This window comes from Caulobacter sp. FWC2 (assembly GCF_002742625.1).
In the GTDB taxonomy this organism is placed as follows: Bacteria; Pseudomonadota; Alphaproteobacteria; order Caulobacterales; family Caulobacteraceae; genus Caulobacter.
This window is the reverse complement of sequence record NZ_PEBF01000001.1, coordinates 2,800,098-2,820,659: the sequence shown is the minus strand read 5'-3', so window position 1 is coordinate 2,820,659 and position 20,562 is coordinate 2,800,098. Positions and strand designations below refer to the sequence as shown.

Annotated in this window: 24 protein-coding genes; 11 read left to right on the top strand and 13 right to left on the bottom strand. The window is 68.9% G+C overall.

The genetic code is table 11. From position 1 onward, the window contains the following. Positions 1-6: 6 nt before the first annotated feature. From CSW62_RS13530 to CSW62_RS13520, 3 genes are all read left to right on the top strand, one after another. Complete coding sequence (locus tag CSW62_RS13530) at positions 7-2,319, top strand: FdhF/YdeP family oxidoreductase (protein ID WP_099578599.1); 2,313 nt, start codon at positions 7-9, stop codon at positions 2,317-2,319. A 157-nt stretch (positions 2,320-2,476) separates the two neighbouring features. Then, on the top strand, positions 2,477-4,318 hold the full coding sequence (locus CSW62_RS13525) for a M61 family metallopeptidase (RefSeq protein ID WP_099578597.1): 1,842 nt from the start codon (positions 2,477-2,479) through the stop codon (positions 4,316-4,318). A gap of 194 nt (positions 4,319-4,512) precedes the next feature. After that, on the top strand, positions 4,513-4,737 hold the full coding sequence (locus CSW62_RS13520) for a hypothetical protein (protein ID WP_099578595.1): 225 nt from the start codon (positions 4,513-4,515) through the stop codon (positions 4,735-4,737). Positions 4,738-4,754: 17 nt separating this feature from the next. Here the strand turns inward: CSW62_RS13520 and CSW62_RS13515 are convergent, their stop codons facing one another. After that, complete coding sequence (locus CSW62_RS13515; RefSeq protein ID WP_099578593.1) at positions 4,755-5,705, bottom strand: diacylglycerol kinase family protein; 951 nt, start codon at positions 5,703-5,705, stop codon at positions 4,755-4,757. Between the two features lie 715 nt (positions 5,706-6,420). Here CSW62_RS13515 and CSW62_RS13510 point away from each other — a divergent pair. Then, a complete protein-coding gene (locus tag CSW62_RS13510; protein WP_099578591.1) occupies positions 6,421-6,948 on the top strand; it encodes an antirestriction protein ArdA in 528 nt (175 codons plus the stop codon). A gap of 47 nt (positions 6,949-6,995) precedes the next feature. On the opposite strand, the gene CSW62_RS27250 is transcribed toward CSW62_RS13510, so the two are convergent. From CSW62_RS27250 to CSW62_RS13495, 4 genes are read right to left on the bottom strand one after another with little or no spacing between them, the layout of a single operon-like run. Continuing rightward, positions 6,996-7,121, bottom strand: coding sequence for a hypothetical protein (locus CSW62_RS27250; protein WP_255408351.1), 126 nt, complete (start codon positions 7,119-7,121; stop codon positions 6,996-6,998). A 33-nt stretch (positions 7,122-7,154) separates the two neighbouring features. After that, the gene (locus CSW62_RS13505) at positions 7,155-7,496 is read right to left on the bottom strand and encodes a hypothetical protein (protein ID WP_099578589.1); all 342 of its coding nucleotides are present in this window, start codon (positions 7,494-7,496) and stop codon (positions 7,155-7,157) included. After that, positions 7,493-8,266: an exodeoxyribonuclease III gene (locus CSW62_RS13500; protein ID WP_099578587.1), complete on the bottom strand. Its 774-nt coding sequence runs from the start codon at positions 8,264-8,266 to the stop codon at positions 7,493-7,495. The genes CSW62_RS13505 and CSW62_RS13500 overlap by 4 nt, the downstream gene beginning before the upstream one ends. Positions 8,267-8,272: 6 nt before the next feature. Then, entirely contained in the window at positions 8,273-8,593 is a 321-nt protein-coding gene (locus CSW62_RS13495) for a DUF3606 domain-containing protein (RefSeq protein ID WP_099578585.1), read from the bottom strand. 108 nt (positions 8,594-8,701) lie between these two features. Between CSW62_RS13495 and CSW62_RS13490 the strand changes: the two genes are divergently transcribed. The 4 genes from CSW62_RS13490 to CSW62_RS13475 all read left to right on the top strand — a co-directional run bounded on the left by CSW62_RS13490 (position 8,702) and on the right by CSW62_RS13475 (position 10,007). Beyond that, positions 8,702-8,881 (top strand): hypothetical protein, encoded by a 180-nt coding sequence (locus tag CSW62_RS13490; protein ID WP_099578583.1) that lies wholly within the window; start codon positions 8,702-8,704, stop codon positions 8,879-8,881. A gap of 9 nt (positions 8,882-8,890) precedes the next feature. Beyond that, on the top strand, positions 8,891-9,124 hold the full coding sequence (locus CSW62_RS13485) for a KTSC domain-containing protein (protein WP_099578581.1): 234 nt from the start codon (positions 8,891-8,893) through the stop codon (positions 9,122-9,124). A 62-nt stretch (positions 9,125-9,186) separates the two neighbouring features. Then, complete coding sequence (locus CSW62_RS13480) at positions 9,187-9,591, top strand: hypothetical protein (RefSeq protein WP_099578579.1); 405 nt, start codon at positions 9,187-9,189, stop codon at positions 9,589-9,591. An 80-nt stretch (positions 9,592-9,671) separates the two neighbouring features. Then, a complete protein-coding gene (locus CSW62_RS13475; RefSeq protein WP_099578577.1) occupies positions 9,672-10,007 on the top strand; it encodes a hypothetical protein in 336 nt (111 codons plus the stop codon). Here CSW62_RS13475 and CSW62_RS13470 read toward each other — a convergent pair. The 4 genes from CSW62_RS13470 to CSW62_RS13455 are packed head-to-tail and all read right to left on the bottom strand — an operon-like array spanning position 10,004 to position 16,016. After that, positions 10,004-10,612, bottom strand: a complete 609-nt coding sequence (locus CSW62_RS13470) for an alpha-ketoglutarate-dependent dioxygenase AlkB (protein ID WP_099578576.1) — start codon at positions 10,610-10,612, stop codon at positions 10,004-10,006. The two genes, CSW62_RS13475 and CSW62_RS13470, sit on opposite strands and share 4 nt — an antisense overlap. A gap of 4 nt (positions 10,613-10,616) precedes the next feature. Beyond that, a complete protein-coding gene (locus CSW62_RS13465) occupies positions 10,617-13,781 on the bottom strand; it encodes an error-prone DNA polymerase (protein ID WP_099578574.1) in 3,165 nt (1,054 codons plus the stop codon). Then, complete coding sequence (locus CSW62_RS13460) at positions 13,778-15,214, bottom strand: DUF6504 family protein (protein ID WP_369827471.1); 1,437 nt, start codon at positions 15,212-15,214, stop codon at positions 13,778-13,780. Before CSW62_RS13460 ends, CSW62_RS13465 begins: the two co-directional genes overlap by 4 nt. A gap of 13 nt (positions 15,215-15,227) precedes the next feature. Then, positions 15,228-16,016 carry an ImuA family protein gene (locus CSW62_RS13455; protein WP_099578570.1) on the bottom strand — a complete coding sequence of 263 codons (789 nt, stop codon included), beginning with the start codon at positions 16,014-16,016 and terminating at the stop codon, positions 15,228-15,230. A gap of 312 nt (positions 16,017-16,328) precedes the next feature. Between CSW62_RS13455 and CSW62_RS13450 the strand changes: the two genes are divergently transcribed. From CSW62_RS13450 to CSW62_RS13440, 3 genes are all read left to right on the top strand, one after another. Next, positions 16,329-16,682: a hypothetical protein gene (locus CSW62_RS13450; protein ID WP_099578568.1), complete on the top strand. Its 354-nt coding sequence runs from the start codon at positions 16,329-16,331 to the stop codon at positions 16,680-16,682. A 32-nt stretch (positions 16,683-16,714) separates the two neighbouring features. Beyond that, entirely contained in the window at positions 16,715-17,083 is a 369-nt protein-coding gene (locus CSW62_RS13445; RefSeq protein WP_099578566.1) for a hypothetical protein, read from the top strand. 96 nt (positions 17,084-17,179) lie between these two features. Next, a complete protein-coding gene (locus CSW62_RS13440; RefSeq protein ID WP_099578564.1) occupies positions 17,180-17,506 on the top strand; it encodes a hypothetical protein in 327 nt (108 codons plus the stop codon). A 5-nt stretch (positions 17,507-17,511) separates the two neighbouring features. Here the strand turns inward: CSW62_RS13440 and CSW62_RS13435 are convergent, their stop codons facing one another. The 4 genes from CSW62_RS13435 to CSW62_RS13420 form a co-directional block, all read right to left on the bottom strand. Continuing rightward, a complete protein-coding gene (locus tag CSW62_RS13435; RefSeq protein ID WP_099578562.1) occupies positions 17,512-18,267 on the bottom strand; it encodes an SOS response-associated peptidase family protein in 756 nt (251 codons plus the stop codon). Positions 18,268-18,537: 270 nt separating this feature from the next. Continuing rightward, positions 18,538-19,566, bottom strand: a complete 1,029-nt coding sequence (locus CSW62_RS13430) for an IS110 family transposase (RefSeq protein WP_099578560.1) — start codon at positions 19,564-19,566, stop codon at positions 18,538-18,540. 149 nt (positions 19,567-19,715) lie between these two features. Beyond that, complete coding sequence (locus tag CSW62_RS13425) at positions 19,716-20,060, bottom strand: hypothetical protein (RefSeq protein ID WP_099578558.1); 345 nt, start codon at positions 20,058-20,060, stop codon at positions 19,716-19,718. A 135-nt stretch (positions 20,061-20,195) separates the two neighbouring features. Then, positions 20,196-20,459, bottom strand: a complete 264-nt coding sequence (locus CSW62_RS13420; RefSeq protein WP_099578556.1) for a DksA/TraR family C4-type zinc finger protein — start codon at positions 20,457-20,459, stop codon at positions 20,196-20,198. Between the last annotated feature and the right edge of the window lie 103 nt (positions 20,460-20,562).

The following is a 20,562-nucleotide window of genomic DNA, read 5'->3' as shown; positions in this document are numbered from 1 at the left end:
GACACCATGGCCCGTTCCCCTCGAACCGTCGGCAAGGTCAAGTTCACGTCCTACACAGGACCGGCCGGGGGATGGGGCTCGCTGATCGGGATCGCCAAGGTGTTCAAGCGCGAAGAGGTCGCGCCGATGCGCCAGCTCCTTCGCCAGAACAAGCCTGACGGTTTCGCCTGCGTCAGCTGCGCCTGGGCCAAGCCCGCCAAGCCCCACCCGGCCGAGTTCTGCGAGAACGGCGCCAAGGCCACGGCCTGGGACCTGACGCCCAAGCGCTGCACGCCCGATGTCCTGGCCCAGCACACGCTGACGGCCCTGCGCGGGTGGAGCGACTACGACCTGGAACAGCTGGGCCGACTGACCGACCCGATGCGCTATGACGCAGCATCGGACCGCTACGTAGCCTGCGGCTGGGATGAGGCGTTCAGGGCCATCGGCCAGGCGCTCCAGGCGATCGAGCCGACGGCGGCGGTGTTCTACGCGTCCGGCCGGGCCTCGCTGGAGACGTCCTACATGTACGCCCTGATGGCGCGGATGTACGGCAGCCAGAACCTCCCCGACAGCTCCAACATGTGCCACGAGAGTACGTCGGTGGGCCTCAAGAAGAGCATCGGCGCGCCGGTCGGGACGGTGACGCTGGAGGATTTCGAAAAGGCCGATTGCCTGTTCTTCTTCGGCCAGAACGTCGGTTCCAACAGCCCGCGCATGCTCCACGACCTGCAGCACGCCGCCCGCCGCGGCGCGGCGATCATCACCTTCAATCCGCTGCGCGAACGGGGCCTTGAGCGCTTCGCCAACCCCCAGTCGCCGTTCCAGATGCTCACCGGATCTTCGACGCCGATCTCGTCGCAATATTATCAATTGATGGCCGGCGGCGACATCGCGGCCATGACGGGCCTCTGTAAATGGCTGATCGAAGCCGACGACGAGGCGCGCCAGGCGGGACGCGAACCGGTCCTCGATCACGCCTTCATCGCCACCTACACCCAAGGCTTCGAGGCGTTCGCCGGCTTTTGCCGCCAGACGCCCTGGGCGGCTATCGAAGCGGCCAGCGGACTGACGCGGGCCGACCTGTCCAAGGCCGCCTCGACCTACGGGGCCAGCGCCGCGACCATCGGCGTCTATGGCATGGGCCTGACCCAGCATCGGCTGGGCGTGCACAACGTCCACATGGTCTGTAACCTGATGATGCTGAAGGGTAATGTCGGGCGGCCGGGGACGGGACTCTGCCCGGTGCGCGGCCATTCCAACGTCCAGGGTCAACGCACGGTCGGCATTACGGAAAAGCCGGAACTGGCGCCGCTCGACCGGCTGGCCGAGCAGTACGGCTTCGCGCCGCCGCGCGAGAAAGGCCTCAACACCGTTGAGGTCTGCGAGGGGATTTTGTCAGGCAAGGTTCGCGCCTATGTCGGGCTGGGCGGCAACTTCCTGCGCGCCGTCCCCGATAGTCCGCGCATCGAGGCGGCTTGGCCGAACCTGGAGCTCACCGTCCAGATCGCCACGCGGCTCAACCGCAGCCATCTCGTCAACGGCAAGATCGCCTATCTTCTGCCCTGCCTGAGCCGGATCGAACGCGACGAGCAGGCCAGCGGGCCGCAGACCGTCTCGATGGAAGACTCCACCAGCTGCATCCACGCTTCCTATGGCGACCAGCGCCCGGCAAGCGCGAACCTGAAGTCCGAAGCCGCCATCGTCGCCGGACTCGCCAAGGCCCTGCTGGCCCCCAATCCCAAGGTCGACTGGGACGCCTGGGTAGGCGATTATTCCAAGGTCCGCGACGCCATCGAAGCGACCTATCCCCAGTGGTTCTCGGGCTTCAACCAGCGCTTTGGCCAGCCCGGCGGCTTTCACCGTCCCAACAAGGCCCGCGAGCGCGACTTCAGCGAGGTCGAAGGCGGCAAGGCCGCCTTCATCACCCCGCTTAGCCTGTCGGCTACCGGGTTCGCGGCGCAGGACGATGTCTTTCGCCTTATGACCCTGCGCTCCAACGACCAGTTCAACACCACCGTCTACGGCTACGATGACCGGTTCCGGGGCATCGAGGGCACGCGCGAGGTCGTGCTGATCAATCGGTCCGACATGGCCCGCCTTGGCCTGGAGGAGGGGGCGATCGTCAGCCTGGCCTCGGCGATCGACGACGGGCTGTCGCGCGTCAAGCCGGGTCTGCGGGTCACCCCCTATGACATCCCGGTCGGATGCCTGGGCTCCTACTACCCCGAGTGCAATGTCCTGATCCCTGTCGGCCACCATGCCGAGGAGAGCAAAACGCCGGCCGCCAAGTCCGTGCCGGTGAGGTTGCTGCGCGAGGCCGGGCAGGCGACCGCCTGACCGGATCGGCGCCCGACCGCCTCGGGGTCATCATTTGACGATGGGAGGGCGAGGCCCGGCGGGTCGCCAGGCGTGCGCGGCGGCCTGGTGATCGCGACGGCGTGAGGCCGCGGGAAGAGAGGACGGAACGCTTGGCGCGAGCTGCGATTAGCTGCGGATGACAGAGCCTAATCCCCTGCCGCCGCCACCCTCGATCCCGGCCCCGCGCGACATCGCCTATCCTGGCGTGATCACCCTGGAGGTCGACGCCACCGATGTGCGGCGCGGAATCATCCGGGCGCGCCAGAGCCTGCCGGTCGCCCAGGCTGGACCCCAGGTGCTGATGTTCCCCAAGTGGTTGCCGGGTTATCACAGCCCGGCCGCGCCGATCGAGCTGCTCGCCGGCCTGCGGATCGCCGCCCTCGGCGAGGACTTGGCTTGGCGGCGCGACCCCGTGGAGGTCTATGCGTTCCATGTCGACGTCCCGGCCGGCGCGCAGGCGCTGGAGATCGAGCTCCAGTTCCTGACCCCGACCGCCCAAAGCCAGGGTGATGTGGTCGTGACGCCCGACCTGCAGGCGCTGCGGTGGAACACGGTCCTGCTTTATCCGGCTGGCTATTTCGCGCGTCGCGTCCAGGTCCAGGCCGAGGTCCAACTGCCGCGAGACTGGGCCTTCGCCTGCGCGCTGGAGCCGATCGCGCCGGGCGAGGCCCGCTTCAAGCCAGTGGGCCTGGATGTCCTGGTCGACTCGCCGTTGTTCGCCGGCCAATGTTTTCGCCGCATCCCGCTGGATGACGACGGGGCGGTGGCGCTCAACCTCTTTTCCGACCGCCCCGACCAGCTGGACGTTACCGATGCGCAGATCGATGCCCATCGCGCCCTCGTCGTCCAGGCCGACCGACTGTTCGGGGGCCGGCCCTTCGAGCGTTATGACTTCCTGCTGGCGCTTAGCGGCGCGCTGGGCGGGATGGGCGTGGAGCACCATTGCTCCTGCGAGATCGCCACCCCTCCCGACTACTTCTCGGCCTGGGAGACCAACGCCTCGCGGCGCGATGTGGCGGCCCACGAATATGTCCATGCCTGGAACGGCAAGCACCGGCGCGGGGCGGACTCCTGGACCGCCAGTTTCGAGCAACCGATCCGTAACAGCCTGATGTGGGTCTATGAAGGCCAGACCCAGTATTGGGGCCAGGTCCTGGCGGCCCGCTCGGGGCTATGGACGCGCCAGCAGGCCCTGGACTCCCTGGCCGTGACGGCGGCGGTCTATGCCAACCGGGCCGGCGGCCGCTGGCGACCGATGAGCGACACCACCCGCGATCCGATCATCGCCAGCCGTCAACCGCTTCCCTGGCTTAGCTGGCAGCGGAGCGAGGACTACTATTCCGAAGGCCAATTGCTGTGGCTTGAGATCGACACCTTGCTGCGCGAACTGTCCGGCGAGACCGCCAGCCTGGACGGCTTCGCCAGGACGTTCTTCGCGCCGGCCATGAATGAGGTTACCCGGACCTATCGGTTCGACGACGTGGTGGCGGCCTTGAGCGATCTGGCGCCCTACGACTGGGCCGGGCTTCTGATCGAGCGCCTCGAAAGCCGCGAGGCCGGAACGCATCTGGAGGGCCTTACGCGGGGCGGCTACCAACTGGTCTACCGCGACACGCCCACGCCTTTCGCGGCCCAGGCCGACGCCCTCAGCGACATCGTCAATCTGCGGTTCTCGCTGGGGCTGGCCGTCAATGCCGCCGGCTTGGTACAGGAGGTCATGTGGGAAAGCCCGGCCTTTCAGGCGGGCTTGACGGCGGGCGCGTCGATCCTGGCTGTCAATGGCCGCGACTTCAGCATCGATGCGATCTGGCGCGCCGTCGCGGCGACGCGGCAGGACGCGCCGCTGGTGCTGCGCGTCAAGCGGGGTCTGCACCATGAGGATCTTCGCCTGGACTATGACGGCGGGCACCGATTTCCGCATCTGGACCCGGTGCCGGGGGCGCGGCGACGGCTGGACGGGATCCTGGCGGCGCTCTAGCGGGGCTCGCGAAACCGTCTTTTGATAAGGCGCTGGGGCGCACGCGCTGGTGAAAGCGGGCGGCGCGTGGCGTGAAGCCGGATCGACCCCACGAGGCGGTGTTGCGGCTCGGGCTCCAAACGCGGGCCGGGGCGTTGGCCCACAGCCCGTGGCCAGTCGGTGTTGGCGGCCAGGCGTCAAACCTCGGAGTCCCCATGACCAAGACCCCCCTCCTGCTAGCCTTCACCGCCACCCTTCTTCTGGGAGCCTGTTCGGACCGCGCGCCGCCGCCGACGCCCGAGAGCAGTTCGGACAAAGCCGCCGCTTCCGCGCCCGCCGGCGTCGGCGCCACCCGCGAAAAGCTTCCCGATCCGGTCAATGACGGGCGCCCGACCGCCAAGTCGGCCAAGACCGAAGCCGCGCGCCAGCCCGGGACTTGACGCTCTGGCCTTTCGGCTCAGGCCCTGTGCGGCGAGGGCCGGACGGCGGTGAAGGCCTCCGCCACGAAGGTCACGGTTTCGGTAGGCGACAGGGTCAGGCTTTCGCCGTCGAGGATGGCGGGGATCGGCTCGTCGCTGGCCAGGGCGACGCTGGCCGACCGATGGACGGTGACGCTGGGGTCGTCGCGCCAGTCGGCCACCAGGCCGCGCAAGGCCAGTTTCAGGGCGCTGAATGCCCCATCGGGATTGAGGGCGGCCACTTCCAGGGCCGGGGCGTCGGCCGGCAAGGCCTTGGAGGTCAGCGGGCACAGGACCGAGACCGCCTGGGCCTGGGCTTGCTCGCCGGGCAGGCTGTAGCGCACAGGCTCTGAAAAACTCTTCTCGAGCGCGACCTGTCCGTGGCCGAGCGCGGTGGTCAGGTCGCCGACGCGGACGGCCTCCCGCGCCCTGGCCCACAGGGAGGGCGCCCCGAAGATGCCGGCTACATAGAACCGCTCGCCGGCCACCTGGCCCGCGCTGACCGATTGCAGCACCGGCGCCGCGAGCGTCGCCTCCAGGGCCTGCTTCCAGTCTCGCTCGCCATAAAGGGCCTTGGGCAGCATGTTCATGGTCCCGCCCGGCAACGGAATGAGCAAGGGTCCCTCGGCGGCGCAGAGGGCGGCGGCCGAGCGGATGGTGCCATCGCCGCCCAGCACGATCAGCAGGTCGAGCGCCTCGTCCTTGGCCTCGTCCAGCGCCGGCGCCAGGTCGGCGCCGCTGGCGCACCAGATCTTGGCGAGCGGCAGGCCCGCCCGCTCGCAGATCATCGCCAGGTCGACCTCGGCGTCGGCGTCGCAGCTTCCGCTGGCGGTGTTGATCACCGCGCCGACCTTGAGCGTGGAGAGCGTCGGCGCGGCCCGGTAGAGACTAGGTCCCACGGCGGCGAAATCCAGCGGGCTATCGGGTTTGATGTCGGCAAGCGTGTCCATGGCTCCCCCTTGTGGCCAGCCAACGGCCTGGGGGCCGGAGCGTTCCGCCGACGCGGCGCGCGCCGCTATCAATTGATGGCCCTGGACGGCGAAAACCGGTCGCCACGCGTCAGGCGGCCGGCGATCGGTCCTGTTGGACGGAACAGCGGCTCTAGGCGAACGCTAGCCGCGTGATCTGCGGAGCCCGACCTTGTCCTTCGCCAAACTGGTGGCCGCGCGATGAATGGCGCCGACACGCTCGATTCCAGGACCCTTGTCTTCCTGGGTCTGAAGCTTGCGGTGCTGCTCATCCTGATCTGCGTCTATCTCGGTCAGCGGAGGCGGGCCTGGACCCTGAGACAAGGCCTTGATCGGTTGGGCCAGGTCCTGGCGTTCAAGACGCGTCGACCGCCCATAGCGCGCCGGCCTGTTGGACCTGTCGGGCCTGCTCGGTTCGCGACGCGTCGGCGGCGATTGCCCCGGCGGTGACGGATCGCGCGGCGGCCAGCAAAGCCCGCCAGGCCCTATCGCCGGCCAACTCTCCTTCGGGCGCTCCGCGCCCGGCCAGCTTGGGGCTCCGCCCCCGGCGCGCTTCGGACCGGCTTCCGCCCAGCTTCGGCCGTCCTGCGGCCGGCCTGCAGCCGGGTCCCCGCGAAGCCGGCCACGCCGCTTGCACCCCCGGTCTCGCCGACGGGCAAGGGTTCGAGGACTCGAACCCTGCCTTGAGGATAAGACGATGGGACAAGCTGCCGATGATCTTGCGCCCCGCATCTATGTGGCGTGCCTGGCCGCCTACAACAGCGGCGTGCTGCATGGGGCCTGGATCGAAGTCGAGGAGGAAGACGCGGTTTGGGCCGCGATCCGGGCGATGCTGAAGGCCTCGCCCGAGCCTATGGCCGAGGAATTCGCCATTCACGACCATGAGGGCTTTGGCGGTGTGGAGATCGCTGAATACGCCAGCATCGCGACGGTCGTCGAGATCGCCGCCTTCCTGCGGGCGCGCGGCGCGCTCGGCGCCTTGGTGCTGGCCGAGGTCGGCGGCGACCTTGAGGCGGCTGGCAGGGCTCTGGACGAGCAGTACCATGGCGCCTTCGCCAGCCTGGCCGAGTGCCTCCAAGAGCTGACCGAGGAGACCACGGTCATACCCGAAAGCCTGCGGCTCTATATCGACTATGAGGCCATGGCCCGCGACGCGCGGCTGAACGGCGAGCTGTTTACGGTCGAGACCGCCCACGACAAGGTCCATGTCTTTTGGCGCGCCTGACCTGACGCCGCGCCCCGGAAGGCGAGCCCGTGAGAGCGTCTACGCCTTTAAACCCGGGGCAAGGCCGACAGCGCCCAGACGATCGCCGCGACGGCGAGCGCGGCCACGGCCAGGACGCCCAGCCATCCAGCGGGGGTCAACAGGCGGGCGGTGGGGCGGGAACGAGCGGGCATGGGGCTCATGGTAAGGCGCCGCTCATGGCCGCGCTAGCCGGCGTCGAACTTGGCCCACCAATCGGCATAGGACGTGGTCCGGGCCAGGTGGCGGTTGAGATCGGGCGCGCTGTCGTCCCACCACACCGGACCCCGCTCGCCCAGCCCGACCTTGGCGGCCTGCACCTGCTCGCGCGCTCGCGCCACGCGCTCGGGGTCGGCGCTCATGCGGGCCTCGCGCACGGCGCGGCGCGCGCTCATCAATTGATCAACAAGGGCTCGGCGGGCGGCTTGCGACAAATGCGGATTGGCGGCGCGCCAGAGCCGGCCGCGCACGACAATGTAGCGACCGTCGGGCGTCGTCGGCGGCCCCGCCTTGGTCGCCGACCCGCTCATCGATCGAGCACGATCCAGGCCGGCGCGTGGTCGCTGGCGCCCTCCAGGCCCCGCACCCAGCGATCGACCCCGGCGTCGATGAGTTGGCCGCGAGGCTCCGGGCTCAACAGCAGGTGGTCGATCCGCAGGCCTTTGTCATTGGGCCAGCGGTGGCGCAGATACGACCAGAAGGTCCATAGCGGCCCCTCCGGATGGACGGCGCGCAGGGCGTCGGTCCAGCCCTGGTCCAGCAGCCGCTGGAAGGCCGCCCGGCTTTGCGGGGCGAGCAGGGCGTTGTCGCCGTAGGAATGGTTTGGATAGAGATCGGCCTCGGTCGGCACGACATTATAGTCGCCGGCCAGGACGACTGGCGCGCCCGAGGCGAGCAGGGTGGCGGCATGGGCGTTGAAGCGCTCGAACCAGGCCAGCTTGTAGTCGAACTTGGGTCCCGGATGCGGATTGCCGTTGGGCAAGTAGAGGCAGCCGATCAACACGCCGTTCACCGCCGCCTCGATGTAGCGCGCCTGGGTCTTGTCGGGGTCGCCGGGCAGGGCGGTTCGGGTGACGATCGGCGTCATCCCCCGCGCCAGGATCGCCACGCCGTTCCAGGTGCGCTGGCCGCGCCAGACGGCCTCATAGCCCAGCGCCGCGAGCGGTTCTTGCGGAAATGCACCCTGGTCGGCCTTGAGCTCTTGCAGGCAGACCACATCGGGCGCCTCGGCCTCGAGCCAAGCGGTCAGCGGCCCTAGCCGGGCATTGACGTTGTTGATGTTGAGCGTGGCGATCTTCACGCGCGGTCAGTCGGCCGCGCCGCGCGCCGACCCTAGCCGCAGCGCCACGGCTTCACTATCGCCGCCAACCGCCAGGACAGCATTGCGCACCGCCTGGACCGACGCGCCCAGGCGCTCGGCCCAGCGGGCGAGGGCTTCGGCGTCGTCGGGATCGATCTGCTCGACGTGGCCGTCGTCGGCCTGCTCGGCGGCCCGTGTCAGCCGCGCGGCCGTCTGGCGGGCCGCCTCGGGCGTGACCGACAGTCCCGTCGCGCCGGGGCCGATGACGACGACCTCGCCGTCGATCGGCTGGACCTGGCTTGGCGTATCATAGGGCGGGTTGGCCATGGGGCGCCTCCTGGCCGGGTAACGAACCCGGCCGCCCCCCGTTCCAGTCACGCTGCGGGAACCGATCGCCTGAGTCGCGGATTCGCTTTGCAACAGGAGGAGACCACCATGTCCAAACGCGAACTGATCGAACCCAACCCCGGCGACAAGCGCTTCGCGCGCCGTGACGACAAGGGCCAGTTCTCCGAGCAGGTCGATGTCGGCAAGTCCCTGGCCGCCGACCAGCGCCAGCACGCCAAGCACGACGCCGGCAAGGGCCAGGGCGACAAGGGCGATCGCCAGACCTAAGGCGCGGCCATGCCCTCTACGGTCATCAAGGCCTTTGCCTACGACCCCGAAGGCCAGGTCCTGACCCTCACCTTCGTCAGCGGGCGCGTCTACGCCTACCAGGACGTGCCCGCCGACATCGCCCAAGGCCTGCGCCTGGCCTTCGCCAAGGGCGAGTACTTCAATACCGCCATCCGCGACCGTTTCACGGGCGTCCCGGTCACCGGGCCGGCAGCCGAGCCCGATCAGCGAACGCTTTTCTAGGATGGCCCATCGCGGTCCGGCGCCCCCCTGGCAGGGCGGCGGGGGCTTCCCATATGATATCCATGCCCCCGATTTTCGCGGCCCTGGCCGCCCAAACGCCCCTGGCCCAGGACGAGGCCGAGGCGCGCCTTGACGCCCAGATCGTCGATCTGGACGACATCGCCCAACGGCGCGAGCGCCTCCAGGCCTATGCCGCCGCCACCCGGCCGGTGGTGGTCTTTCGCTTCGTGATCCCGCCAGGCGCGCGGGTCGCCGCGCTGGGGTCCAGCGGCGCGTCCCGCGACGCGGCCGCCCAACTGGAGCTGATCGTCGGCCTGACCGGCGGGGCCCTGACCCGAAGCCTCGGCGGCGCGGCGGCCCGCATCCCCAAGGTCCTGTCGGGCAAGTTCGAGGCCATGGCCGCGCCGCTGATCGAGGCCTACCTGGTCTCCCTGGACCTGGGAGACGCGGCGGACCCCTTGGCCTGAGCGGGAGCCCTGAAGCTGGACAGAAACGGTCCGGGCGGCCGTGCGTTGGTCTTCCAGCCATCAAGCCAAGGAGCGCGATCATGAGCACGGGCAAGGATCCCCAAACCGCCGACGGCCTGGGCGGCGTCCACAAGGTGGCCGAGCCGAGGGCGCCCGCGCCCGCTCCCGCGGCGAGCGCCGAGCCCGTCGTCGTGGCCCGCGGACCGATCCCTGGCCATGACGCTTTCGTCGACGATCCCGACCAGATCGCCAAGGTCGTCCACACCATCCCGGCCCCGGTCGAGCCGCCGTCGGACGCCAATGCCTGCGAGTCGACCTTGCGGCCGATCCAAACCCCGCAAGCCCCGTTCCAGGACGCCCGCATCGTCCCCGACGGGCCATCGGCCTGGGCGGCCGAGAAAAAGCCCGGCGACTAGGCCGCGCCGGGACGCGTCCGAAAGGTGCGGAAGGTCAACGAATAACGCAGCGCCTCCACGGGCGGGATCGAGTGCTCCCACGCGGTGCGCGCGGGCCCGGTCAGGACATAGGCCGAGCGCGGCGCGGGCCGAAGCGTCGCGCGCTCCCAGCGCTCACCGGTTCGCCGCCGGAACCGGAAAGGGCAGCTGGACAGCAGCGAGACGCCGGCCACGATGTCGAACTGCGGCCGGTCGCGATGCCAGCCGATCCCCGCGCCCGGGGCATATTCGATCGCCAAGGCCTGCTGGAAATCCTCCGGATCGCGCCCGGCCAGGGCCGCCACCCTGTCGCGTAGCGGCCGGAGGAACGCCGGCATCGGCTCGGCCGGCTCCAGGACCTGGCGGGCAAAGTCGTAGGCCCAGCCGAACGAGACCACGCGGCGATGACCGTCATAGCCCTGGAACTGGAACGGCTTGAGCGGCAGGTCGGCGACCGCGGCGACGAGGGCCCTCTCGTCCTCGGCGCCGACGAGGTCCGGCTGGTAGACCAGGCCGTCCGGCAGCCCGCGCGGCGGCGCGGCGCGCGGCGCGTCGGTAAGCTTAAAGAGGCTAGGCTGGTCGCTCATCGGCTCAACAGAAGTTGCGGCTGCGGCGAGCCCAGGACAGATCGCCGGCGTCGGCGCCGCGATCCTGCAGGGTCGCCATCAGGCCCGAAAGGTCATGAAGCTTGTAGGCCACCAGGTGAACGACATCGCCCTCGCGCTGGATGCGTCCATCCACGCCGATAAGGTGGGCGCCCAGGGCGATGCGCCGCTGCTTCTCGTAGAGGGATTTCCAGATCACCAGGTTCGATACGCCCGTCTCGTCCTCGATGGTCATGAACATCACCCCCTTGGCGGTGCCCGGCGTCTGTCGCACCAAAACCAGGCCCGCGGTCTTGACGTGACGGCTGTCGCGCGCGCCGGTGGCGACCTGGCAAGGGACGCGGCCGAGACCCGCCAGGTCCTCGCGCAGCAGGGCCAAAGGATGGCGGCGCAGGCTCAAGCCCACATGGCTGTAGTCCTCGACGATCTGGCGACCCTCGGTCATGGCCTTGAGGGCCGGCGCGGCCTCGTTCAGTTCCGCCGCGCCCGGCTGGTCGAACAGCGGCAGGGCGACGTCGCGCAGACCCTTGATGGCCCAGGCCGCCTCGCGCCGCCCCAGCTTCAGGCTGGGCTGGAAGGCGTCGGCCTCGGCCAGGCGCGACAGGGCGCCGGTCCCGATCTGGGCGCGGCGCCAGACGTCGTCGACCGAGCGGTACGGGTCTTCGGCGCGGGCCAGGACCAGGCGGGCCGCGTCCGCCTCCGCCAGCTTGCCGGCCATGCGCAGCCCCAGGCGCACAGCCAGGACGCCATCGGATTTTTCCTCCAACGTGCAGTCCCAGCGCGAGGCGTTGACGCAGATCGGGCGCACCTCGACCCCGTGCTCGAGCGCGTCGCGGACGATCTGGGCGGGCTGGTAGAAACCCATCGGCTGGCTGTTGAGCAGGGCCGCGCAAAAGACCTCGGGATGATGGCATTTGAGCCAGGAGGAGGCGTAGGCCAGCAGTGCGAAGCTGGCGGCGTGGCTTTCGGGGAAGCCATAGGAGCCAAAGCCCTCCAGCTGGGAGAAGGTCTGCTCGGCGAAGTCCTGCGGGTAGCCGCGCTCGACCATGCCGCCAACCAGCTTGGTCCTGAAGTGGCTGACCCCGCCGGTGAACTTGAAGGTCGCCATGGCCCGGCGCAGCTGGTCGGCCTCGCCCGGCGTGAAACCGGCGCACTCGATCGCCACCCGCATGGCCTGCTCCTGGAAGAGCGGCACCCCCAAGGTCTTGCCCAGCACCTTCTCGAGCTCCGGCTTGGGATAGGAGACCTTTTCCTTGCCTTCGCGCCGACGCAGATAGGGATGGACCATGTCGCCTTGGATCGGGCCGGGTCGCACGATCGCCACCTCGATGACCAGGTCGTAGAACGAGCGAGGCTTGAGCCGGGGCAGCATGGCCATCTGGGCCCGGCTCTCGATCTGGAAGACCCCCAGGGTGTCGGCCTTGCGGATCATCGCATAGGTGCGCGGGTCCTCCGGCGGAATGGTGGCAAGATCCAGCGCCACGCCCTTGTGATCCTTCAGTAAATCAAGGCCGCGCTTCAGGCAGGTGAGCATGCCCAGCGCCAGGCAGTCGACCTTCATGAACTTCAGCGCGTCGATGTCGTCCTTGTCCCATTCGATGATCTGGCGGCCCTCCATCCGCGCCGGCTCGATCGGCACGAGCTCGTCGAGCCGGTCGTGCGTCAGGACGAAGCCTCCCGGGTGTTGGGAAAAGTGTCGCGGCGTGTTGAGCAGCTGCTGGGCCAGCGTCAGGGTCAGGCGCAGCCGGCGATCCGACAGGTCCAGGCCGAGGTCGCGGGCGTGCTTTTCCTCGATCTTCTCGCGGCTGAAGCTCCAGATCTGGCTGGACAGGCCCTTGGTCATGTCCTCGGGCAGGCCCAGCACCTTGCCCACGTCGCGCACCGCCCCGCGCGGCCGAAAGCGCTGGACGACGGCGACCAGGGCGCTGCGGTGACGGCCGTAGGTCTCGAACACCCACTGCATGACGGTCTCGCGCCGACCGTGCTCGAAGTCGACATCGATGTCGGGCGGCTCGTCGCGCTCCTGGCTGACGAAGCGCTCGAACAGCAGATCATTGCGCTCGGGGTCGATGGAGGTGATCCCCAGCACGTAGCAGACCGCCGAATTGGCGGCCGAGCCGCGGCCCTGGCAGAGGATGTCCTGGCTGCGGGCATAGGCGACGATGGCGTTGACGGTCAGGAAATAGGGCGCATAGCCCAAGGTCCCGATCAGCTTCAGCTCATGATCGAGGATCGCCTTGACCTCCGGCGTCACCCCCTCGGGAAAACGGCGGGCCGCGCCGGCCCAGGTCAGGCGCGCCAAGGTCTCTTGGGGAGTCTGGCCGGGCTCGGCGACCTCGCGGGGATACTGGTAGGTCAGTTCGTCGAGCGAAAAGAGGCATCGCGCCGCGATCGCCGCCGACGCGGCGAGGGCCGCGGGGTGGCGCGGGAAGAGCCGCAGCATCTCGCGCGGGGCCTTCAGATGACGGTCGGCGTGACGGTCGCGCTTGAAGCCGACATCGTCGATGGTGGTGTTCTCCCGGATGCAGGTGACGACGTCCTGCAGCAGGCGCCGGTCCTTGTCGTGGAAGAGCACCCGGTTGGTCACCACCGGCGTCACGCCCGCCGCGCGGGCCAGCGCCTCCAGCTCATGCAGCCGAAGGGCGTCGCCAGGCCGTCGGTGCAGAGTCAGGGCGACATGGGCCTCCGGGCCGAAGACGGCCTTGAGTTTCTTGAGCTGGACGGCGCAGGCCGCGTCGGGCCGGTCGGGGACCAGGATGGCGATCAGGCCCTGGGCATGGGCGGCCAGGTCGGAAAGGTCGATGTCGCACGCGCCCTTGCCGGCCCGGCTCTTGCCCAAGGACAGCAGCCGGCACAGCCGGCCATAGGCGGGCCGGTCGGTGGGATAGACCAGGACCGTCATGCCCTCGCGCAGCACCAGTTCGCAGCCGACGATCAGCCGCACGCCGGTGGCCTTGGCGGCGATGTGGGCGCGCACCAAGCCCGCCAGGCTGTTGCGGTCGCAGAGCGCCAAGGCCCGGTAGCCCAGGCGCTGGGCCTCGTCGAAGAGCTCGCCCGGCGAAGAGGCGCCGCGCAGCAGGGAGAAGTGCGAGGCGCACTGCAGCTCGACGTAATCGCCCAGGTCTTCAAGGCCTTGCGCGGGATTGTTCATCCAAACACCCCGGCCATGAACCAGCGCTGCGTGCCGCTGGCCGGATCCTCGCCGTCGCCGTCGCGATAGATCCAGTAGCGCTCTCCGGCCTCGTCCTCGACCTGGAAATAGTCTCTGCTGCGCGCCAGCTCCGCGTCGGCCTTCCACCATTCTCCAAACACGCGCTCGGGGCCGTCGGCGCACCGCACGCGCCGGCGCACCCCGCGCCAGGTGAACGAGGCCGGGGGCTGATCGGGCAGCAAGGCCAGGGTCTCGATCGGTTCGGGACGCGGCAGAAAGCGGGTGGGCCTTGGCCAATCGGCCGGCCAGGAGAAGGCCGGCGGCCGAGCCAGGGCCGGCGCCTTGCGCACGCTGCGTTCGGGCAGGTCGCTGTCGGCGCTGGTCAGGCGATAGACGTGCTCGGGCCCCAGGCGGTTGGAGAGGATATCGATCAGGCCGGCGTGGTCGGCGTCGTGTCCGGGGCCGGCCTTGGGGCCTAACGCCACCTCGTCCTGGCGATAGGCCAGGGGCTCGGCCCCCGGCGCGGCCAGCACCATCCTGTCGACGCCAAAGCCCGGATCGACGGTTTGAAGCTTCTCGCAGAGCAGCCGGGTCAGGCGCTTGGCGTCGCGGGCCGGGACGGCCAGGCCGATCCGCGCGGTCTCGATGCGGTTGTCGACCCGGAAGAAGAAGGCGTCGAGCGACCTTGCGCCCAGGCTGGCGGCCTCCAGCAGGGCGCAAAGCTCCAGGGTCAGCGCGCCCAGATACCGCGCCAGGGTCTCGGGCGCGCCGATCGGCTCGGCGAACACCCTGGCCGTGCGCAGGGTCTGGGGCGCGAACACCGGCTCGAGCGCCTCGCGCTCGCGGCCGAAGGCCTGGTCGAGCCGGCGGATGGGCTCCAGGCCCAGGCGATGGGCCAGCGGCCCCTTGGGCGTGGCCTCCAGCTCGCCGATGGTGTCGAAGCCAAGCTTGGCGAGGACCTGGACCAGCGGACCCGGCAGCCGCAGCGCCGCCACCGGCAGGTCGCGCAGGTCACGGCCGGTCGCGCCGGGCGCGGCCATGAAGATCGCCCGGCGGCCGTAGCGGGCCAGGGCGTGGGCGCCGCCCCAACTGTCGGCGATGGCGACCTGCGCGGCCAAACCGACCTTGGCCAGGCGCTGGCGGATGTCGATCAGCATCGCCTCCTCGCCGCCGAACAGATGCGCGCAGCCGCTGGCGTCGATGACCAGGCCATCGGGCGGGTCGGCCGCGACCGTGGGCGAGTAGAGCCGCTGGGCCCACAGGGCCAACCGCTCGAGCGCGGCCTGGTCGCCGGCCGCGTCGAGATCGCGCAGCACCAGGCCCGGGACCAGGGCCGTGGCGTGGGCGACCGCCTGGCCAAGGCGCAGACCCGTGCGGGCGGCGGCCAGGTTCATATGCGCGATCGCCCGGCGCCGGCCGACCCGTCCGACCATGACGATAGGGACGTCAGGCGGCGGTGCGGTCCCAGCCGGGGGCGTTCTGGCCTGCATCCGGGCCAACCGGTCGGTGGGCCAGCGGGGCAGGAATACGGAGATGACCCTTGGCGTCACAGGCTTCCAGCTCGATGTCGAAGGCGTCGCCGGCGCGGCAGCGGAGAAGTTCGAGAAACCAGCGGGGACGGCCCACGCCGGGAACAGGCAACGGTGAGGAGGGTAGGGCCGACACCCGCCATCGGGTCAGGGCCGCGGTCGGCTGGCCAAGATCGGCCGCGTCCGCCACCCGTCTCCATCTTCGGATGGCGATGCACATCGCGCCGCTTTTCTCGGCCGCCAGCTGCAGGCGGCGCGAGGCGGTCATCGACAGCTTGGCGACCTCGCCGACCACCCCGGCCAGGCCCGGGTGACGCAGGCCTTCCTCCATCGAGGCCAGGACGCCGGCCTCGTCGCCGGCCTCGGCGAAGATCACCCGCTCGGGCGGCAGGCCGACCTGGGCCAGGGACGGGGCGAAAAGGTCGCGCTGGCGAAGGCACCACAGGACATCGCCGTCGGCGCGGGCCAGGATCCCGGCGGCGAAGCGCGCCGCGGCCGCGCCGTGCAGCGCGCCATCCGCGCCGCCGGCCACCTCGTGCAGCCCGCCGAGCAGCAAGCCGCCACCGGGCAACCGCTCATCGATCTGGGCGACGCCAAACGGCAACACCGCGCGCGTCGCACGGCCTTCGACCTCGAGGGCGTGAACCTGGCGGCGAAGCGCGTCGAGCGCGACAGGGGGCGGGGGTGAGGGGCTTGAAGGGGTCATGCTGCTAAAATGGATATGTTCCATCTTTGTTCTCGTCGATCAGCGAGAGTCAACGGGGCCTGGGTGCGGCGCAGGCGCACGCCAAGGCCAAGATGCAGGCGCGCCAAGGCTTTGAGGGGAATCGGAATTTTTTGGCGGCGACCGGGGTTGACGTAAGCTGGGCCGGTTGGGCCGGTTGGGCCGGTTGGGGCTATCCAAGAACGATGAGCGCGAGGAACCGCGCGCCGTCCTCGCGCCTTGGTCACCAAGAGGGAGGACGCGGCTGCTCCGACGCCGGCTGTTTCGCCTTCGCGCCAATGGAGCCGTCCATCTATGCCAGGGCTCAAGCTGTCTGACCCACGCCCCCAGCGCTGGCGGCGCAAACCGCTCGTCGCCCTGCGTCGCGCCTGGGCCTATCTGCAGCGGCGACAGGACGCCATCGCCGCCCGACGCGACCCCTATGGCGCCCTCACGGTCGGCGAGCTGATCGCGCAGCTGCGACGGTTCGATCCGGATATGCGGGTCGTCATGCCGGGCGAGATGCTGAACTGGACCGAGGTCCATGAGGCCCATCTCGACATCTTCGTCGCCGAGACAACCAGCCCTCAGACCCTGGAAATGGCTGACGACGGCGACCCGGACGCGATCCTGGTGGTGCGCCTGTTCGGATCACCCGACGACGACTAGGCTTGAAAGACCCCACGACCTAGGCTCGGAGGATGGTCCAGTCCAGCCTTCCCGCCTGGTGGCCGAGAGCCGAACGCGCCGCGCGCGGCTTCAAGGCGACAACCCACCGCGCCAAGGGCGCCAAGCACTCTGTCTACGTCGTCATCCTGCACGACCCGCGCCGCACCGACCCCTGGGGCCTCTATGTCGGCCAGACCTCGCGGGATCCGCACCTGCGCTTCGACCAGCACAAGGCAGGCTACAAGGCCAGCGGCGCGGCCAAGCGCTTTGGCGTGCGGTTGGCGCCGGCCCTGACGCAACATTTGAACCCCATGCGCCCGTGGGAGTCGCTCGACCTGGAGGCGGCCTTGGCCCAGGCTTTCCGTGACGCCGGCGTGCCCTGGGTCGAAGGAGGGCACTGACGCGGGCTTGCCCAAGCCGGACGCCTGGCCGATTTGCTACAGGCTGTGACGCCCTCGGGCGATCTGATATCTGCGCTGTTGATCCGGAGATCGCCCTTGGCGCCGAAGCCACCCTCGACCCTCAAGCGCCCGCCCGACGCGCTAATCCGCCGGTTCCACCTTGGCCAGGTCGGCGCCGACACGGTCCGGACCTACCTCACCAAGGGCTACTCGCTGGCGATCTGCTGTCGCGCGTGCCCACGGCTGATCGAATGGACGCCGGAGGACTTGGTCCAGAAGTTCGAGCGTCGGGTCGACGTCAAGATCGCCGATATCGCCGCGCGCCTGTCCTGCACCGGCGAGGAGGGCTGCGGTTCCAAGGACGTGGCCGTCTTTCCGCACCTCTACGATGGCGTCTGGTCCTGGACGCCGCCGGACCGCTGAGCCGATCAGGCTGGAATGATCTCGTCGCTCTTGCCGCCGACCGCGACGATCTTCAGGCGTTCCGGAAGCGGACGCTGAAGCCTGGCGACCTCGCTCCATGGCGCGTCGCTCATCCACAGATCCCATTCCTCCGGTTCGGTCAGGATCACCGGCATGGCCTGTGAATGGTAGGTTCTGACCGGCTCGGCGGAGTCCGTGGTCAGGAAGCCATAGGCGACGACATCCTCCCAACCCTTGCTGATCATTCTGACGCAGGCGTGCGGCGTCCAGAGGCCGGCGAAGAAGGCGACGGGACGGCTCTCATCGAGGGCGAACCAGATGTTCTTGCGGGTCTTCTCATGGTCCTGGTCGGGTTCGGCGAACGACGTGAAGGGGACGAGGCAGCGGTTTTCCGGACCCAGCCAGGCCTTCCAGTGGGTATTGATCCTGCCGGTCTTCAAGCTGACCGTGTTGCGCACATTGGTGGTGCCCTTGTCGGGCTCCATCTTCAGCAGTTCGGCGAAGTCGAACTCTGCGCCCTTGGCGCGGAGCTTGTCGGCCCTCTTGGTCGCGGCTGCGAACAGGGCTTCCTTCGAAGACGGCATGCCCCAGCGCGCATCGCGCATCATCCTGCGCCCATCGTCGCCATTGACGATGATCGGCGCGGCATAGTCCGGATAAATCCCGGGCATGGGCGGCTGGTTGTTGTTGAGATCGGTCATCGCCCGCGCCAAGGCGGCGACTTCGGCGCGCGCCTTCATCAGGGCGTAGAGGTTGCAGATGTGGACGGCCCCCCGCTTGCAGTGAACGCATAGACTGTCTGACCTAATCGCTTGCTATCAGATGTCCGGCCTATTTTGCGCGAGGAAACCTCGCTGGCCAAGATGGTGTTCGCTACTCGCGCTCCAAACACATTGGCGACATCTGGGTGCCAGTGCAATCTTCGGAATGTCGCGCGTACCGACCGATCGGTCATTTCCATCTATTCGTTCGTGCAAGTCTCCTGGGCGGTCCGGGTGCAGCCTCGTTGGCTTCCGGGCGCCGGTCTCAGATCAGGTCGGGTTCAGCGCTGCGGGTCGGGTGTATACTCCGCCCGACACCATCAGCCGCCAAGCGATCCTGGCGAACTTGTTGGCCATCGCTACCGCGACCAGCTTGGGCGGCTTCCGCTCCATGAGCTTGGCCAGCCATGGCGATGGCTTTGTATGCCCGAGGCGCACATGGCGCAGCAGCGCTGTGGCCCCGACGATCAGCGTTGACCGGATCGATGGATCTCCGGCCTTGGTGATCCCGCCGAGCCTTGATCGACCGCCCGTCGAATGGTCTCGCGGCGTGAGACCAAGCCAGGCCGCGAAGTCGCGCCCGGAGCCGAAGGTCTCCGCCGGCGGCGCTTTCATGCTCAGCATCGTCGAGCCAATAGGACCGACGCCGGGAATGGTGGCGATGCGCCGGCTCAGCTCGTCAGCGCGGTGCCACTTCATTAGCTTCGCGTCGATCTCCGCCAGGCGCGCCTCGACTGCGGCGTACTCCTTGGCCTGGAAGTGGAACAGCTCGCGGGCCAGTTCCGGCAGCGTGTCATCTTCGAGGACACGCGCGATCAGACCGTTGACGTTCTGCCGGCCGGACGGGCCCACGATCCCAAACTCCGCCGCATAGCTCCGGAAAGCGTTGCTGAGCTGCGACTTCACCATGACCAGGCGTTCGCGCACGGTCATCAACATGCAGGCCGCCTGACGCTCCTTGGACTTTACAGGCACGAAGCGCATCGTCGGCCTGGTGACGGCCTCGCAGAGCGCTTCGGCGTCGGCCGCGTCGTTCTTCCCGCGCTTAACGTACGGCTTCACGTACTGCGGCGGGATCAGCTTCACCTCGTGGCCGAATGACTCCAGGAGCCGCGCCCAATGGTGGGAACTGCCGCAGGACTCGATGGCGACAAGGGCCGGCGGAAGCTTTTCGAAGTAGCGGATCATGTCGGCGCGCCGGAGCTGGCGCCGCAGAACTACAATCTCGTTCTCATCCACTCCGTGGAGCTGGAACACGGACTTAGCCGTGTCCATGCCGATACGCACTGGTGTAACCATGTTGCTCTCCTCTCGACTGGCTTGTTGACGCTAAGCGCCATCAAACCGTTGGGATGAGAGGCCGTCCACACCAACACATTGAAGGCTCCTGCGATGGTTCCTGACGCTAGCGATGGCGCAAGCCGCTGAAAAGCGCGCTCGACCAGGCGCTATGCAGCCCTCAGCCAAACGCGCGCATGCCACCAGCCCAAGGGCGCGGCCTCGGGGTCGCCCAAGCCATCGAAGAACGTCTCCACGTGCTGCGCCCGCGGATGGTTCAGCACCGCCCGGGGCAGCGCGCCTTCACCGTGAAGCTCGACCTCCGGCGGTCGATCGGGCCGGACCGGATCGAGCAGAGGTTCATCGCCCGCGTCATCGCCCAGCCAGACGAGGACACGGCCACCCTGGCCGACGCCCAAATGCATCGTGGCCGGAAGGGTCTGGAGATAGGTAGGCTCACCGACGAGGTCGATGGCGATCAGCGACCTGGCGGCGGCGAGGCGTTCACGGGTCATGGCGGCGGACTGATCCTTGAAGGGTTAGGATACAACGCAAAGAAGGGACCCAAGGCCAAGGCGCCGGGCCAGAGTCCAGGTATCGCCGCGCGTCTTGAAGGCGGCAGGCCCGTCCCGGCCCCTGAGGAACACCGGTCAGCGCAGCTGGCTGTCCTTGCTGCCGCGGCGATTGATGCTGCTGAAGACGACCTCTTTATCGCGTCCAGCTTGGCATTCGATGCAGGTTCGACAGCCGGGCAGGGCGCGGCGCCGGGCCTCGGGAATGTCTTCGCCGCACGCGACGCAGAACAGCAGGCTTTCACCCGCCGGGAGGCGGGCGCGCGCATTGAGGACGCCGTCGGTGACGGTGTCCTCGATCTGATCCAGAACGCCCCCGTCATGTGTCCAACCGCCGGCCATCGACCCTAAACTCCCTTGTTTTGTCAGGGTCTTAGATAGGAACTTCTCACCCAGTTCAAAGGGGTAAGGCGACCTGGAGGCGCGGCCAAATTGTCGCGGGGAA

Coding starts and splice junctions, on each gene's coding strand:
- CSW62_RS13530 (WP_099578599.1), top strand. CDS start 7: ATGGCCCGTTCCCCTCGAACCGTCGGCAAGGTCAAGTTCACGTCCTAC.
- CSW62_RS13475 (WP_099578577.1), top strand. CDS start 9,672: ATGAGCACGGGCAAGGATCCCCAAACCGCCGACGGCCTGGGCGGCGTC.
- CSW62_RS13485 (WP_099578581.1), top strand. CDS start 8,891: ATGCCCTCTACGGTCATCAAGGCCTTTGCCTACGACCCCGAAGGCCAG.
- CSW62_RS13525 (WP_099578597.1), top strand. CDS start 2,477: ATGACAGAGCCTAATCCCCTGCCGCCGCCACCCTCGATCCCGGCCCCG.
- CSW62_RS13480 (WP_099578579.1), top strand. CDS start 9,187: ATGCCCCCGATTTTCGCGGCCCTGGCCGCCCAAACGCCCCTGGCCCAG.
- CSW62_RS13520 (WP_099578595.1), top strand. CDS start 4,513: ATGACCAAGACCCCCCTCCTGCTAGCCTTCACCGCCACCCTTCTTCTG.
- CSW62_RS13490 (WP_099578583.1), top strand. CDS start 8,702: ATGTCCAAACGCGAACTGATCGAACCCAACCCCGGCGACAAGCGCTTC.
- CSW62_RS13505 (WP_099578589.1), bottom strand. CDS start 7,496: ATGAGCGGGTCGGCGACCAAGGCGGGGCCGCCGACGACGCCCGACGGT.
- CSW62_RS13460 (WP_369827471.1), bottom strand. CDS start 15,214: ATGGTCGGACGGGTCGGCCGGCGCCGGGCGATCGCGCATATGAACCTG.
- CSW62_RS13445 (WP_099578566.1), top strand. CDS start 16,715: ATGGTCCAGTCCAGCCTTCCCGCCTGGTGGCCGAGAGCCGAACGCGCC.
- CSW62_RS27250 (WP_255408351.1), bottom strand. CDS start 7,121: ATGCCCGCTCGTTCCCGCCCCACCGCCCGCCTGTTGACCCCCGCTGGA.
- CSW62_RS13515 (WP_099578593.1), bottom strand. CDS start 5,705: ATGGACACGCTTGCCGACATCAAACCCGATAGCCCGCTGGATTTCGCC.
- CSW62_RS13425 (WP_099578558.1), bottom strand. CDS start 20,060: ATGACCCGTGAACGCCTCGCCGCCGCCAGGTCGCTGATCGCCATCGAC.
- CSW62_RS13420 (WP_099578556.1), bottom strand. CDS start 20,459: ATGGCCGGCGGTTGGACACATGACGGGGGCGTTCTGGATCAGATCGAG.
- CSW62_RS13510 (WP_099578591.1), top strand. CDS start 6,421: ATGGGACAAGCTGCCGATGATCTTGCGCCCCGCATCTATGTGGCGTGC.
- CSW62_RS13450 (WP_099578568.1), top strand. CDS start 16,329: ATGCCAGGGCTCAAGCTGTCTGACCCACGCCCCCAGCGCTGGCGGCGC.
- CSW62_RS13430 (WP_099578560.1), bottom strand. CDS start 19,566: ATGGTTACACCAGTGCGTATCGGCATGGACACGGCTAAGTCCGTGTTC.
- CSW62_RS13470 (WP_099578576.1), bottom strand. CDS start 10,612: ATGAGCGACCAGCCTAGCCTCTTTAAGCTTACCGACGCGCCGCGCGCC.
- CSW62_RS13495 (WP_099578585.1), bottom strand. CDS start 8,593: ATGGCCAACCCGCCCTATGATACGCCAAGCCAGGTCCAGCCGATCGAC.
- CSW62_RS13465 (WP_099578574.1), bottom strand. CDS start 13,781: ATGAACAATCCCGCGCAAGGCCTTGAAGACCTGGGCGATTACGTCGAG.
- CSW62_RS13455 (WP_099578570.1), bottom strand. CDS start 16,016: ATGACCCCTTCAAGCCCCTCACCCCCGCCCCCTGTCGCGCTCGACGCG.